The 13,300-nt window shown below is 73.3% G+C and carries 16 protein-coding genes, 1 tRNA gene and 2 pseudogenes; 7 read left to right on the top strand and 12 right to left on the bottom strand.

Annotation, left to right across the window (positions count from 1 at the left end):
- Window positions 1-72 precede the first annotated feature (72 nt).
- From IFT77_RS09820 to IFT77_RS16890, 4 genes and pseudogenes are all read left to right on the top strand, one after another.
- Window positions 73-576 carry a DUF4188 domain-containing protein gene (locus IFT77_RS09820; protein WP_192041272.1) on the top strand — a complete coding sequence of 168 codons (504 nt, stop codon included), beginning with the start codon at window positions 73-75 and terminating at the stop codon, window positions 574-576.
- Window positions 577-603: 27 nt separating this feature from the next.
- On the top strand, window positions 604-1,194 hold the full coding sequence (locus IFT77_RS09815; protein WP_197980651.1) for a GNAT family N-acetyltransferase: 591 nt from the start codon (window positions 604-606) through the stop codon (window positions 1,192-1,194).
- Window positions 1,195-1,262: 68 nt separating this feature from the next.
- Window positions 1,263-1,355, top strand: a pseudogene (locus tag IFT77_RS17200) (DivIVA domain-containing protein); the annotation flags it as partial.
- A 12-nt stretch (window positions 1,356-1,367) separates the two neighbouring features.
- Window positions 1,368-1,520 (top strand): annotated as a pseudogene (locus IFT77_RS16890) (DivIVA domain-containing protein); the annotation flags it as partial.
- An 8-nt stretch (window positions 1,521-1,528) separates the two neighbouring features.
- Here IFT77_RS16890 and IFT77_RS09805 read toward each other — a convergent pair.
- Window positions 1,529-2,113, bottom strand: a complete 585-nt coding sequence (locus tag IFT77_RS09805) for a gluconokinase (RefSeq protein ID WP_192041271.1) — start codon at window positions 2,111-2,113, stop codon at window positions 1,529-1,531.
- Between the two features lie 282 nt (window positions 2,114-2,395).
- Between IFT77_RS09805 and IFT77_RS09800 the strand changes: the two genes are divergently transcribed.
- Window positions 2,396-2,707: a hypothetical protein gene (locus IFT77_RS09800; RefSeq protein WP_192041270.1), complete on the top strand. Its 312-nt coding sequence runs from the start codon at window positions 2,396-2,398 to the stop codon at window positions 2,705-2,707.
- A gap of 14 nt (window positions 2,708-2,721) precedes the next feature.
- Here the strand turns inward: IFT77_RS09800 and IFT77_RS09795 are convergent, their stop codons facing one another.
- Together IFT77_RS09795 and IFT77_RS09790 are read right to left on the bottom strand one after the other, a co-directional pair.
- Entirely contained in the window at window positions 2,722-3,198 is a 477-nt protein-coding gene (locus IFT77_RS09795) for a MarR family winged helix-turn-helix transcriptional regulator (RefSeq protein WP_371741013.1), read from the bottom strand.
- Between the two features lie 20 nt (window positions 3,199-3,218).
- The gene (locus IFT77_RS09790; RefSeq protein ID WP_192041269.1) at window positions 3,219-3,482 is read right to left on the bottom strand and encodes a hypothetical protein; all 264 of its coding nucleotides are present in this window, start codon (window positions 3,480-3,482) and stop codon (window positions 3,219-3,221) included.
- Window positions 3,483-3,598: 116 nt separating this feature from the next.
- On the opposite strand from IFT77_RS09790, the gene IFT77_RS09785 reads away from it, so the two are divergent.
- Window positions 3,599-4,498 carry an SDR family oxidoreductase gene (locus IFT77_RS09785; RefSeq protein WP_192041268.1) on the top strand — a complete coding sequence of 300 codons (900 nt, stop codon included), beginning with the start codon at window positions 3,599-3,601 and terminating at the stop codon, window positions 4,496-4,498.
- Window positions 4,499-4,586: 88 nt separating this feature from the next.
- Here IFT77_RS09785 and IFT77_RS16885 read toward each other — a convergent pair whose 3' ends face one another.
- The 9 genes from IFT77_RS16885 to obgE all read right to left on the bottom strand — a co-directional run bounded on the left by IFT77_RS16885 (window position 4,587) and on the right by obgE (window position 12,766).
- Window positions 4,587-5,321 carry a general stress protein gene (locus IFT77_RS16885; RefSeq protein ID WP_244638620.1) on the bottom strand — a complete coding sequence of 245 codons (735 nt, stop codon included), beginning with the start codon at window positions 5,319-5,321 and terminating at the stop codon, window positions 4,587-4,589.
- A 183-nt stretch (window positions 5,322-5,504) separates the two neighbouring features.
- Window positions 5,505-5,580, bottom strand: a tRNA-Ala gene (locus IFT77_RS09775).
- A 117-nt stretch (window positions 5,581-5,697) separates the two neighbouring features.
- Window positions 5,698-6,405 (bottom strand): AAA family ATPase, encoded by a 708-nt coding sequence (locus tag IFT77_RS09770; protein ID WP_192169851.1) that lies wholly within the window; start codon window positions 6,403-6,405, stop codon window positions 5,698-5,700.
- A gap of 76 nt (window positions 6,406-6,481) precedes the next feature.
- Window positions 6,482-6,889 carry a ribosome silencing factor gene (gene rsfS, locus IFT77_RS09765; RefSeq protein WP_192169850.1) on the bottom strand — a complete coding sequence of 136 codons (408 nt, stop codon included), beginning with the start codon at window positions 6,887-6,889 and terminating at the stop codon, window positions 6,482-6,484.
- 1,274 nt (window positions 6,890-8,163) lie between these two features.
- On the bottom strand, window positions 8,164-8,799 hold the full coding sequence (nadD, locus tag IFT77_RS09755; protein ID WP_123548624.1) for a nicotinate-nucleotide adenylyltransferase: 636 nt from the start codon (window positions 8,797-8,799) through the stop codon (window positions 8,164-8,166).
- Window positions 8,800-8,816: 17 nt separating this feature from the next.
- Window positions 8,817-9,035 (bottom strand): hypothetical protein, encoded by a 219-nt coding sequence (locus IFT77_RS09750; protein ID WP_123548623.1) that lies wholly within the window; start codon window positions 9,033-9,035, stop codon window positions 8,817-8,819.
- Between the two features lie 34 nt (window positions 9,036-9,069).
- On the bottom strand, window positions 9,070-10,350 hold the full coding sequence (locus tag IFT77_RS09745) for a glutamate-5-semialdehyde dehydrogenase (protein ID WP_192169848.1): 1,281 nt from the start codon (window positions 10,348-10,350) through the stop codon (window positions 9,070-9,072).
- 47 nt (window positions 10,351-10,397) lie between these two features.
- Window positions 10,398-11,234 (bottom strand): glutamate 5-kinase, encoded by an 837-nt coding sequence (gene proB, locus IFT77_RS09740; RefSeq protein WP_192041264.1) that lies wholly within the window; start codon window positions 11,232-11,234, stop codon window positions 10,398-10,400.
- Window positions 11,231-12,766: a GTPase ObgE gene (gene obgE, locus IFT77_RS09735; protein WP_192041263.1), complete on the bottom strand. Its 1,536-nt coding sequence runs from the start codon at window positions 12,764-12,766 to the stop codon at window positions 11,231-11,233. The genes proB and obgE overlap by 4 nt, the downstream gene beginning before the upstream one ends.
- 252 nt (window positions 12,767-13,018) lie before the next feature.
- On the opposite strand from obgE, the gene IFT77_RS09730 reads away from it, so the two are divergent.
- The gene (locus IFT77_RS09730; protein WP_146904546.1) at window positions 13,019-13,291 is read left to right on the top strand and encodes a DUF4031 domain-containing protein; all 273 of its coding nucleotides are present in this window, start codon (window positions 13,019-13,021) and stop codon (window positions 13,289-13,291) included.
- Window positions 13,292-13,300: the final 9 nt, after the last annotated feature.

Below are 13,300 nucleotides of genomic sequence, written 5' to 3'. Positions count from 1 at the left end.
GAGCGCACTGGAGAGCAACACTATCCAATCACCAGGCACCCACCCGCGCAGTCGCGTCGAAGGAGCGAGATCATGGCCCGTGTCATCCCCGGCAGGACGACCCACCGGCACGAGGGCGAGCTCGTCGTCTTCCTGATCGGCATGCGCGTCAACAAGATCTGGCGGCCCGACCAGTGGCTCCCCGTGTTCGCCGCGATGACCCCGATGATCGTCGAGCTGTTCAAGGACAAGGATTCGGGCCTCCGCGGCCTGCGAACCACGATCGGCTCGCGAGGGCCGGTGCTGGTGCAGTACTGGGACTCGCTCGAGAAGCTCTACGCGTACGCCGGCTCGGCCGACCAGGCCCACCGCCCCGCGTGGAGCGCCTTCAACCGCCGTGCCCGCAAGGCGCCGGGCGCGGTCGGCATCTGGCACGAGACGTTCGTCGTCGAGCGCGCCGAGAGCATGTACGTCGGGATGCCCGCCTCCGGCCTCGCCCTGGCGACGGAGGCGGTGCCCGTCGGCCCTCGCGCCGACACCGCCCGCGCGCGCGCCGCGGCCGGCCGCACCGCGCCCGGCCCAGCCGCCGCCTCCTGACGACCACTGCTCCGCTACCGTCGACCCGTGCTCACCACCGACCGCCTCCTCCTCCGCCGCTGGCGCGACGCCGACCGCGAGCCGTTCGCGGCGATGAACGCCGACCCCGTCGTGATGGAGTTCTTCCCCTCGACACGGACGCGCGCCGAGTCCGACGCGATGATCGACCGGATCGAGCAGGGCTTCGAGACGGACGGCTTCGGCCTCTGGGCCGTCGAGCGGTGCGCCGACCACCAGCTGCTCGGGTTCGTCGGCCTGTCGCGGCCGTCGGTCGACGTGGTCGTCGGCGGCCGCCCCCTCTCCGACCAGGTCGAGATCGGCTGGCGCCTGCGCCACGACGCCTGGGGCCAGGGCCTCGCCACCGAGGCCGCGCACGAGGTGCTCCGCACGGCCTTCGACCCCGACGAGCTCGACCTGCCCGAGGTCGTCAGCTTCACGGCCGCGACCAACCTCCGCTCCCGTGCCCTGATGGAGCGTCTCGGCCTCGCCCGCGACCTGGCCGACGACTTCGAGCACCCGGCCCTGCCGCCCGGCCACCGGCTCCGCCCCCACGTCCTCTACCGCGCCTCCCGCGATCGTCCCTCCCCGGACGCCGTTCCCCCGACGACGGGGTCCTGACCGTCGTACCGAGGTCGCGACGGGCCAGGGCGCCCTGGCAGGATCGTCGTGACCACGAGGGGGAGACGATGAGAGCAGAAGACGTCCAGGCGAAGCGGTTCTCGCCGGTGAAGTTCCGCGAGGGCTACGACATGCACGACGTGGACGCGTTCCTCGCCCGCGTGCAGGCGGCCATGACCGCCGACGACGAAGGCCGTGCGGGCGCGACCGACCTGAGACCCGAGGACGTCGTGAACGCCCGCTTCGCCCCGACGAAGTTCCGCGAGGGCTACCACGAGGACGAGGTGGACGACTTCCTCGACGAGATCGTCGCCGACCTCCGCCGCCGCGGCCTCTAGGCGACCGGCGTCAGCCCGAGCAGGCGGAGCACGTCGTCCGCCTCTTCCTCCGGCGTCCGGGTGGCGTCGACGACGATGTGCCGCTCGTCGGCCTGCGGCGGCTCGAGCGTCGCGACCTGCGAGTCGAGCAGCGTCGTCGGCATGAAGTGCCCCGAGCGCTCGGCCATCCGGCCGCCGATCAGGTCGCCGCTGCCCTGCAGGTAGACGAAGACGACGTTGTGCTCACGCAGCACGTCGCGGTACTTGCGCTTCAGCGCCGAGCAGGTGATGACGCCGGGGACGCCCTGCATCGCGTGCTCGACGATCCACGACGAGACCGTGTCGAGCCACGGCGCCCGGTCGTCGTCGTCGAGCGGCTGACCGGCAGCCATCTTGGCCACGTTCTCGTCGGGGTGCAGGTCGTCGCCCTCGGCGAGGTCCCAGCCGAGGCGCTCGGCGACGAGCGCGGCGACGGTCGACTTGCCCGACCCCGACACCCCCATGACGACGAGCACCGGGTCCGACTCGTGCGCCGGGTGGCGGGCCGACCCCGGCACGAGCGGCGCCGAGGAGGCGGCGCCCGCGTTCTCGAGGGTGGCCATCAGCGAGCCTCGTCCGAGGCAGAGTCGGAGGTGGAGGGGAAGGGCGCGGGGCTCGGGGTGGTCATGTCGTGTCCTCTCGAGGTCGCGACCGTGCGATCTCGTCGTCGGATGGGGCTGCGAGCCGGCCGACGACGCAGAGGCGCCGGCGCCGCTCTCGGCCCAATGGTAATACGAATCAGTGACGGGTGCCTGAGGCCGTCCGGCAGAGGCGCTGGCCGGCCGCACAGCAGCCCGTCACCTCGCGTTCACCCGCGCGTCGCCCGCGGGGTGCACGATGCCCGCATGATCGCGATCAGCGCCGAGGTGCGGCAGGCCGACGGCATCGACTCCGTCCGCGAGCTCGAGACCAGCCTGCGGCGGCACTGGGAGAGCATCCCTGTGAAGTCCCACCAGTACCTGCTGCGCTTCTGCGACGGCCCCGTCCTCGTCACCGACGAGCTGCGCTCGCTGCGCCTCGACGTCGTCGTCTCGGACGAGCGCTCCGCCGCGCACTTCGTCGAGTCGTTCCGCAACGAGATCGAGTCGCGGGTGGTCGGCCGGCCCGTCGACGTCCGCTGGTCACGCCCGGCCGTGGCCCCGCAGCCGCTGCGCTGAGCCGACGGAGCGCCTCAGGCCTCGGCCGCCGCGATCAGCTTCGCCATGGTGCGGTGCAGCAGCACGAGCTCGTCGCGGGTGACGTCGAGCCGGGCCATCATCCGCTCGGGGATCGACTCGGCCTGCTCGCGGAGGGCCACCCCCGCGCCGGTCAGCTCGATGCTCAGCGCTCGTTCGTCGTCCGCGCTGCGCCCGCGGGTCACCAGGCCCTGCGCCTCGAGGCGCTTCACCAGCGGCGACAGGGTGCCGGGATCGAGCCGCAGCAGCCGGGCGAGGTCGCGGAGCGCCAGCGGCTGCTGCTCCCAGAGGGCGAGCATCACGAGGTACTGCGGGTGGGTCAGCCCCATCGGCTCGAGCACAGGGCGGTACGCGGAGACGACGCTGCGGGAGGCGACGGACAGGGCGAAGCAGATCTGGCTCTCGAGCGCGAGCGGATCGACGGCCGACGGGTCGACCGGCGACGGCTCGACCAGCGACGGCTCGACCGGCACGGAGGCGCGGGCCGCGGCACTCACTCGCCTGCGTCCCGCGGGCAGTGCAGCATCGTGCGCGGGCCGGAGCGGTCGACGACGTGCTCGTCCATCGGGCGGCCGCAGAGCGGGCACGCGCCGCCGTGCGCGGGGGCGACGATCGGCGCCTCGTCACGGATGCCGAGCTGTGCACCGCCGATGTAGGGGCGCAGCCGCGCGTTCATCCGCTCGACCGCGTCGCCGAACCAGCTGCCGTGCTCGTGACCGGGCTCACGCCCGGCCCGGGAGGATCTCGTCGATGCCATGTCGTGAGTGTACCAATGATTGGTGCCCCACACGATGGCCGAGGAGGCGGTCCGCACGTACCCCGGCAGGCCGCGGCCCTGAGCAGGCGGCCAGCCCCACGGCGTATCACGGGTGCATGACCCGCGATCAGTACACCTTCGACGACCCCCGCACCCGCTACCCCGTGATCAGCCCGGAGGTGCAGCAGCAGCCGGAGCCCGGGCTCCAGTCGCGCATGACGCCCGTCCCCGACCTCGGCGAGGACACCTACCGCGGCACCGGCCGCCTGACTGGCCGCAAGGCGCTCATCACCGGCGCCGACTCCGGCATCGGCGCGGCCGTGGCCATCGCCTTCGCCCGCGAGGGCGCGGACGTCACCCTCTCGTACCTGCCCGAGGAGGAGGAGGACGCGCGCCACGTCGTGTCGCTCGTCGAGGCGGCCGGGCAGAAGGCCGTGGCCGTCCCCGGCGACCTGACCAGCGCCTCCTTCTGTCGTGAGCTCGTGCAGCAGGCCGTCGACGGCATGGGCGGGCTCGACGCGATCGTCAACGTCGCCGGGGTCCAGGTCTGGCAGGAGTCGATCGACCAGATCACGGACGAGCAGTTCGACCGTACGTTCAAGACCAACGTGTACGCGCCGTTCTGGATCATCAAGGCCGCCCTGCCGCACCTGCAGCCCGGCTCCACGATCGTCAACACGGCCTCGCTCGAGGCCTACACGCCTGCCCCCGACCGCCTCGACTACGCGACGACCAAGGGCGCCATCAACAACTTCTCGAAGGGCCTCGCGCAGCAGCTCGTCGGCAAGGGCATCCGCGTGAACGTCGTCGCCCCCGGGCCGACCTGGTCCGTGCTGCAGGTGACGCAGGGCGTCGACCCCGAGACCCTGCCCGAGTTCGGCTCGAGCGAGTCGCCGATGGGGCGCGCCGCACAGCCCGCCGAGCAGGCTCCCGCCTACGTGTTCCTCACCAGCGCCGAGTCGAGCTTCGTCGCGGGCGAGACGCTGAACGTGAACGGCGGGATGGTCACGCCGTGAGGCGGTGACCGTCGGGAACGCCCTGACACGACGAAGGGCCCCGCAGGTGCGGGGCCCTTCGTCGTCGGTGCAGGTCTGGAGGCTGGTGCTAGCCGACCTTGCGACCCTGCGCGAGCACCTGGTGGGCGCGGGCGGAGAGCTCGCCGCGGACGAGCACCTCGTAGCGGCCCGCCTCCATCGTCTTCACCGAGGCGAAGTCGCGACGACCGCGCGTGGCGGCGTGGCCGACCGCGCCCCAGAGGGCGCCCCACAGGGCACCGGCGCCGAGGGCGATGAGCAGGACGCCGATGAACGCGACGCCCGGGGCGAAGATGCTGAAGAGCAGGCCGAGCAGGAGCCCGAACCACGCACCGCCCGCGGCACCGCGCGCCGCGGCCTTGCCGGTGGTCAGGCGGCCGGCGACGTTCTCGACCGTGCGGATGTCGTGTCCGACGATCGACACGCTCTCGACGGGGAAGCCCTCGTCGCTCAGCAGGTCGACGGCGGACTGCGCGTCCTCGTACCGGGTGAAGGTCGCCAGCGTCTGGGGGTGCCCCTCGCCGGCGAAGGCGCCGATGCCCTTGGGGCCGGGGGCGCCGGTCGTGGGCGTAGAGGCCGGCGCACCCTGCTGAGGGGCGCCCTGCTGGGGCGCGCCGTAGGGGGCGCCCTGAGGTGCGCCGGGGGCGACGGGCTGCTGGTCGGACGGCGCAGCGGCACCGCCCGCGGGCGTCGGGGCGTACTCGCCGTACGCAGGACGGGGGCGGTCCGCACCCGTCGGCGCCCCGGAGGCGCGGGTCGCGTCGTCGTCGGGGGCGGGGGTCTGGCCAGGCTGCTCGTTGCTCATGCATGATGTCTACCGCGTCCGCCACGCGCGTGGAGCCGATGCACAGCCCGCGTCCAGACCAGCGCCGCGTCCTGAGATGGTCGACCCGCGCCTCCTCATGGTCACCTGCACTGCCGGCCATCACGCGAAAAGAGAGATGGCCCCACCCGGAGGTGAGGCCATCTCGCACTGCTGTCTTGCTTTTGGTGGATCTGAGGGGACTCGAACCCCTGACCCCCTGCATGCCATGCAGGTGCGCTACCAGCTGCGCCACAGACCCAGATGATGTTGCCGTGTTGCTCGTGTTCCCGCTGCCGGAGCAACTCGTCAACCTTACTACAGAATCCGGCGGCGCAAGTACACCCGCCGCCGGGGCCCCGCCGCACTGCGTCAGGCCTCAGAGGTGACGCAGGTACCGCCCCGGCTCGTCGAGGAACGCCCGCCAGTGCTGCACGAGGTCGAGCTCGCCCCAGGTCGTCCGCTCGATGCCCCGCTCGCCGAGCTGCAGCACCGACGCGCCGGGCAGGGCCGTGAGCACGGGCGAGTGGGTCGCGCAGACGACCTGCCCGCCGGCGTCGGCGACGTCGGCCAGCGTGCCCATCAGCTGGAGGCAGGCGGTGAACGACAGGGCCGCCTCGGGCTCGTCGAGCAGGTACAGCCCCTTCTCGGCCAGCCGGACGTCGAAGGCGTGCAGGAAGCTCTCGCCGTGGCTGACGTCGTGGAAGCCCGGGTCGCCCTTCTCGTAGCGCGAGAACATGTCGAGCGCCGTCTCTGATCGCAGGAACCAGCCCCTGGCCTTGCGTCCGACCATGCGGCTGCCCGTCGGCGTGCGTCCGAGCTCGAGCACGGCGCCCAGCTCGGACGGCTCGAGCTCGGACGAGTACCTGCCGTGCGAGCGACCGCCACGGACGTCGGCGCCCCACACCTCGGCGAGGGCCTCGACGATCGTCGACTTGCCGCTGCCGTTCTCGCCGACGAGGAAGGTCACGGGCGCGTCGAAGGACACGCCCGTGCCGACGAGCGCGGCGACGGCCGGGACGGTGAACGGCCACTCGACAGGGTCGGCGACGAGCGCCTCCGGCACGCGGACCCGGTCGATGATCATGTCGTCAGGGTCGCACGGACCGCCGACGTCATCGACCTCACGACGTCATCGACGCCACGAGACCGGAGTGGCGGGCCTAGGCCTCGGACGAAGCCGGAGCCGAGGCGGCCTCGGCGGAGGAGGCGCCCACCACGTCGAGCGGGATCGCCGGGCAGTCGCTCCACAGGCGCTCGAGCGAGTAGTACTGGCGGTCCTCGTCGTGGAACACGTGGACGACGACGTCGCCGAAGTCGAGGAGGATCCAGCGGCCCTCGGCGCGGCCTTCGCGGCGCAGGGTGCGGGCGCCGGCCTCGAGCATCTTGTCCTCGATCTCACCGGCGATCGCGACGACGTTGCGCTCGCTGCGGCCGGAGGCCAGGAGGAAGATGTCGGTGAGGGCCAGCGGCTCCGAGACGTCGAGCGCGACGAGGTCGTCGGCCTGCTTGTCGTCGGCGGCGCGGGCTGCGATCTGCAGGAGCTCGATGGCACGAGGGGTGGCTGTCACGGATTCCTTCGGGGTGGGTCGCCCCGGGACGGGACGACGGCGGCGTCAGCCGCCGAGGATGCCCGTGGCGAACCCGGCGATGACGACACCGATGATACCTGCTCCGAGGACGCCCCCGCCGATCCCGAGGATCAGGGGCAGCTTGCTGGAGGCGGGCTGTGACGCCGCGAGGACGACCGACCGCGTCGAGGTGTGGGTGCTGATGGCCCGGCTGGCCCGGACGGGAGCCGCGTCGGTCTCGGCGCTCTCGGCGTCGCCCTGCTCGAGCAGGCGGTCGATGTCGGAGTTGTCGATGCGCGCCTGCGACCCCGTGGCGCCCAGGCTGCGGGGCAGGTCGATCGAGCCCGTGATGATGATCTCGCCGGTCGCGTTGAGCGCTCCGGTGACGTCCGCGACCTGCTGGTCGGTGAGGATGAGCGCGTTCGTCTGGCCGGTGTGGGTGCCGAGGGCACGACCGGGGGCCGTGTCGTCGTCGGGCTCGTCCGACTGGGTCGTCCAGTGGCCGACGGGCGGCACGAAGCCGCTCGGCTCGGGGACGGACGCGGGTGCGGGCTCGGCGACGGCCGCGGCCGCCGCGGACGACCCGGTGCCGTCGGGGGCGGCGGCCGACTCGCCGCCGTCGGGGGTCGAGGCCGAGCCAGGACGCGAGCTGCTGAGGTCGAGGGGGAAGACGGAGGGCGCGGAGGTGGGCGCGACCGCAGGCCCGGTGGGCGAGGCGGTCGGCTGCCCCGTGCGGCGCGGGCCGGGCGCGCGCCCGTCGTCGTCGCCGTCAGCCGCGACGCTCGGCACGACGGACGAGTCGTCGCCGACCGACTGCCGCGCGCTGGCGGGGGCGCTCTCGTCGAGCGGCGCCACGATCTCGTCGACCGTGCTGAGCGCGTCGACCAGGCGGCGACGCGGCTCGGGGCCGGGGGCCTGGAGCGGGACGGGCGCCGAGGGGCCCGTCTGCTCGGCGCGCTGGGCGCGCATCTGGCGTCGGGTCAGCCCGTCGGGACCGGCGACGGAGGCGGGAGGAGGAGTGGGCGCCGAGGCGGGGACCGGTGCGGCCGAGACCGGCGTGCCCGCAGCCTGCGGAGCCGAGGCCGGGACGAGCGTGGCGGGCACGGGCGTCGACGCGAGGGCGGATGTCGACGCCGGGGCGGCTGCGGACGCGGGCGCCGAGCCCGAGGCGGGCGCGCCTCCTGCGGTGCCCTCGGCGACGGCGCGGCCTGCCTCGCGGGCACGTTCGCGCTCGCGGATCTGGCGCCGGGTCAGCGGCTGCTCGTCGGACGTGCTCATGCGTTGCTCCGATACAGGTGGTGCTTGGAGATGTACTGGACGACCCCGTCGGGGACCAGGTACCACACCGGGAAGCCGCGGCCCACCCGAGCGCGGCAGTCGGTCGACGAGATGGCGAGGGCGGGGACTTCGAGCAAGCTTACGTCGCTCTCCGGGAGGCCGCCGACGCTGAGGTCGTGGCCCGGACGGGTCACGGCGACGAAGTGGGCGAGGTCCCACAGCTCCCTGACGTCTTTCCAGTCGAGGATCTGCGCGACGGCGTCGGCCCCGGTGATGAAGAAGAGCTCGGAGTCGGGACGCTGGGCCCGGATGTCCCGGAGGGTGTCGATCGTGTAGGTGGGGCCGTCACGGTCGATGTCGACCCGGCTCACGGTGAACATCGGGTTGGAGGCGGTGGCCACGACCGTCATCAGGTAGCGGTGCTCGCTGTCGCTGACGCCCGACTTCATGTAGGGCTGGCCCGTGGGGACGAACAGGACCTCGTCGAGGTGGAACGACTGCGCGACCTCGCTCGCGGCGACGAGGTGACCGTGGTGGATCGGGTCGAACGTGCCGCCCATGATGCCCACGCGGGGTCGACGACCGGTGACGAACGCCCCGGGGGTGCTCGTCGCAGGCGTCGTGCCGACCATTCTGCGGTGCCGCCGGGTCAGTGCTGCTCGGGGTGCCCGAACTCGTCGATCGGCCCGGCGTGGTGCGCCTGCGTCGACGCCTTGCGGGGCGAGCGGTTCGCGACGTCGCGGTAGCTCCACACGACGAAGCCGAGGAACAGGAAGAACAGGCCGAAGGTGGCGGCGATGACGACGGGGGGCGCGATCAGCGGCGCGAGGTCTTCGTGGGCTGCGGCCAGGAGGGCGACGTCGAGCATGGGTTCTCCGTTCCGAGGGGCGATCCCCGACAGTCTAGCCGCGCGGCCGGGCCTGGCCGCGCACCTGGCCCTGCCCTCGGACGACCCACTTCGTGCTGGTGAGCTCCGGCAGCCCCATCGGCCCCCGGGCGTGCAGCTTCTGCGTCGAGATGCCGACCTCGGCGCCGAAGCCGAACTCGCCCCCGTCGGTGAACCGGGTCGAGGCGTTGACCATGACGACCGCGCTGTCCACCTCGTGCAGGAACCGCTCGGCGACCGCGTGGTCGTTCGTCAGGATCGACTCGGTGTGGTGCGTCGACCAGCGCGCGATGTGCGCCATGGCCTCGTCGACGTCGGCCACGACGCGCACGGCCAGGTCGAGGCTCATGTACTCGGCGGCCCAGTCGGCGTCCGTCGCCGGGACCGCGTCGGGGAACGAGCGCAGGACGCGCTCGTCGCCGTGCACCGTCACGCCGGAGGCGCGGAGGGCGCCCAGCACCGGCGGCAGCAGGCGGTCGGCCGCGTCCGCGTGCACGAGCAGGGTCTCGAGCGCGTTGCAGACGCTCGGCCGGCTGACCTTCGCGTCGACGACGACGTCGACGGCCATCTCCTCGTCGGCGGACGCGTCGAGGAACACGTGCACCACGCCCGCCCCGGTCTCGATCACCGGGACGGTCGACTCGCGCACGACGGTCTCGATCAGCTCGGCGCTGCCGCGCGGCACGAGGACGTCGACGAGCCCGCGCGCCCGCATCAGCTCGGCGGCCCCGGCCCGGCCGTGCTCGTCGACCGTGACGACCGCGTCGGCGGGCAGCCCCGAGACGACCAGCGCCTCCTGCACGACGTCGACGAGCACCTGGTTCGTCTCGCGCGCCGCGCTGCCGCCCCGCAGCACCGCCGCGTTGCCGCTCTTGAGCGCGAGGGCGGCGATGTCGACCGTCACGTTCGGGCGGGCCTCGTAGATGACGCCGACGACGCCGAACGGCACCCGCACCTGGTCGAGCCGCAGGCCGTTGGGCAGGACCCGGCCCCGGAGGCTCTCGCCGACCGGATCGACGAGGCCGGCGACGAGCCGCACGGCGTCGGCCAGCGCCTCCAGCCGGGCGGCGTCGAGGCGGAGGCGGTCGCGCAGGGCCTCACCGACCCCCTCGTCGAGCGCCCGTGCCAGGTCGAGCTCGTTCGCGGCCACGATGCGCGGGCCCTCGGCGACGAGGGCGGCGGCGACGGCGTGCAGCGCGGCGTCCTTCTCGGCGGCGGTGAGGGTCGCGAGACGGACGGACGCCGCCTTCGCGGCGCGCAGGGTCTCGGTGAACGACGGGGCGACGACGGACGACATCCCCGGAGCCTACGGCGACGGGCTCCGCCGTCGCATCCGCGGCGCCGTCAGCCGCGGGGAGCCGCGGCGAAGAACGTGCCGACGGCAGCGCCGGACAGGGCCGCGGCGACGTTCGCCGCCGACGTGACGAGCACGGGCGTGCCGGCCGCGGCCGCGTAGCGCGCGGCGGCCACCTTGGTGCCTGCTCCCCCGGTGCCGACGCCTGCCGCGCCCGCGTCGCCGAAGGTCACCCCGGCGAGGTCGTCGCCCTGGGGCACGTCGTCGATGCGCACGGCGCCCGGCTCGTGCGGCGGGCGCGTGTAGAGCGCGTCGACGTCGCTGAGCAGCACGAGCACGTCCGCGCCGATCAGCTCGGAGACGAGGGCGGCGAGGCGGTCGTTGTCGCCGAAGCGGATCTCCTGCGTGGCGACCGTGTCGTTCTCGTTGACGATCGGCAGGATGCCGAGCTCGAGGAGGCGCCCCATCGCCCGCTGCGCGTTGCTGCGCGGCGTCGGGTCGGCCATGTCGCCGGCCGTGAGCAGCACCTGTCCCGCGACGATGTCGTGGCGGCGGAGGCTCTGCTGGTACCGGAAGATGAGCACGTTCTGGCCCACCGCCGCGGCGGCCTGCTGCGTCGCGAGGTCGGTCGGTCGTGAGTCGAGCCGCAGGTGCGGCATCCCGGTCGCGATCGCGCCCGACGAGACGAGCACCACCTCGGCGCCGCGGGCGTGGGCGCCGGCCAGGGCGTCGACGAGCGGCTCGATCTGGTGCGCCGCGGCGCCGCTGATCGACGACGACCCCACCTTGACGACGATGCGCCGGGCACGGGCGATGTCGCCCCGGGCGGCGACGACCGGGTCGCCGCCGGCGTGCGGCAGGGCCTCGACGGGACCGTCGGTGCTCATTCCTGCTCGTCGCCCTCCTTGACGAGGAAGCCCTCGTCGTCGGTCCAGAGACCGGCAGCGCGCTCGCGCTGCAGCTCGGCCCGGGCCTCGGCCTTGGCGTCCATGCGCTCGAAGTAGTCCTCGCGGCGCTGGTTGCGGGTCGGGCGGTCGTTCTTGATCAGGCGCGGGTCCGTGCCGCGGGCCGAGGTCATCAGCTCGGCGGTCGAGGTCAGCGTCGGCTCCCAGTCGAAGACGATGCCGCCCTCGGGACCGATGACGACGGTCGAGCCGGCCTGCGCACCCGCCTTGAACAGGGCGTCCTCGATGCCGATGGCGTTGAGCCGGTCGGCGAGGTAGCCCACCGCCTCCTCGTTGTTGAACTGGGTCTGCACGACCCAGCGCTCCGGCTTCTGGCCGAGGATGCGGTAGACGTTGCCGTACGTGCCGCCCTCGACCTTGATGACGAACGGCTTCTCGTTGACCGCGCGGGGGCGCATGACGAGACGAGGAGGCGCGGGCCGGGCCGCGATCTCGGCGCGGCTCTGCTCGACGACCTCGGCGAGGGCGAAGGAGAGGTTGCGGAGGCCCTCGTGGCTGACGGCCGAGATCTCGAAGACGCGGTAGCCGCGGGCCTCGAGCTCGGGCGTGACGAAGTCGGCGAGCTCGCGCCCGTCGGGGACGTCGACCTTGTTCAGCGCGATCAGCTGGGGACGCTCGAGCAGGGGCGTCTGCCCCTCGGGCACCGGGTACGCCTCGAGCTCGCGGCGGATGATCTCGAGGTCGGTCAGCGGGTCGCGGCCGGGCTCGAGCGTGGCGCAGTCGAGCACGTGCAGCAGTGCCGAGCAGCGCTCGACGTGGCGGAGGAACTCGAGGCCCAGGCCCTTGCCCTCGCTCGCGCCCTCGATCAGGCCGGGCACGTCGGCGACCGTGTAGCGGGTCTCGCCCGACTCGACGACGCCCAGGTTCGGGTGCAGGGTCGTGAAGGGGTAGTCGGCGATCTTCGGCTTGGCGGCCGAGAGCGCGGCGACGAGGCTCGACTTGCCGGCCGACGGGTAGCCGACGAGCGCGATGTCGGCGACGACCTTGAGCTCGAGCAGCACGTCGCCCTGCCAGCCGGGCGTGCCCAGCAGCGCGAAGCCGGGGGCCTTGCGCTTGGTCGACGAGAGCGCGGCGTTGCCGAGCCCGCCGATGCCGGCCTCGGCGATGACGTAGCGCATGCCGTGCTCGGTCATGTCGACCAGCTCGTCGCCGTCGACGGTCTTGACGACCGTGCCGAGCGGGACCGCGAGCTCGAGCTCCTGGCCCTGGGTGCCGCTGCGGTGGTCGCCCATGCCGGGGCCGCCGTTGTCGCTCGAGCGGTGCGGCGCGCGGTGGAACCCGAGCAGCGTGGTCACGCCCGCGTCGGCGACGAGCACGATGTCGCCGCCGTTGCCGCCGTTGCCCCCGTCGGGGCCGGCGAGGGGCTTGAACTTCTCGCGCTTGACGGAGACGCAGCCGTTGCCCCCGTTGCCTGCTCGCAGGTGGAGGGTCACGTGGTCGACGAATGTGGCCATGTATCGGTCTCTTCTAGCTCTGGTGCCGGCGCGCGCTGCCCCGGGTCTGTCGCGCACGGGCGACCGGTGTCGGGCCGTGCGGTGGTGCCTCGCCGTCGGCGGACGGAGGCGACGATGGTGTCCCGACAGGCCCTGTGGCCTCGCGGGCTCCCGCGGAGCCGGGCGCACCTGGGCCGGGTGAGCACCAACCTGTGATGGTACAGGGCCGGTCGGAGGCGGTCAACGCGACGGCCGCCCGACTAGCATCGGCGCGTGACCATCCTGATCGACGAGCCGATCTGGCCCGCCCACGACACCGTCTGGGCCCACCTGGTCAGCGACGCGTCGTACGACGAGCTGCACGCCTTCGCCGCCGCCCAGGACATCCCCCGCCGGGGCTTCGACCACGACCACTACGACGTGCCGGAGTCGCGCTGGCACGACCTCGTCGCGGCCGGGGCGCAGCCGGTCACCGGGCTCGACCTCGCACGACGGCTCGAGCGCAGCGGCCTGCGCGTCTCGCAGCGGGTCAAGCGGGGGCTCTGACCTCAGCCG

Source organism: Frigoribacterium sp. CFBP 13729, assembly GCF_014841875.1.
In the GTDB taxonomy this organism is placed as follows: domain Bacteria; phylum Actinomycetota; class Actinomycetes; order Actinomycetales; family Microbacteriaceae; genus Frigoribacterium.
The sequence above is the reverse complement of the archived record's forward strand: the minus strand, read 5'-3'. Positions and strand labels throughout refer to the sequence as shown.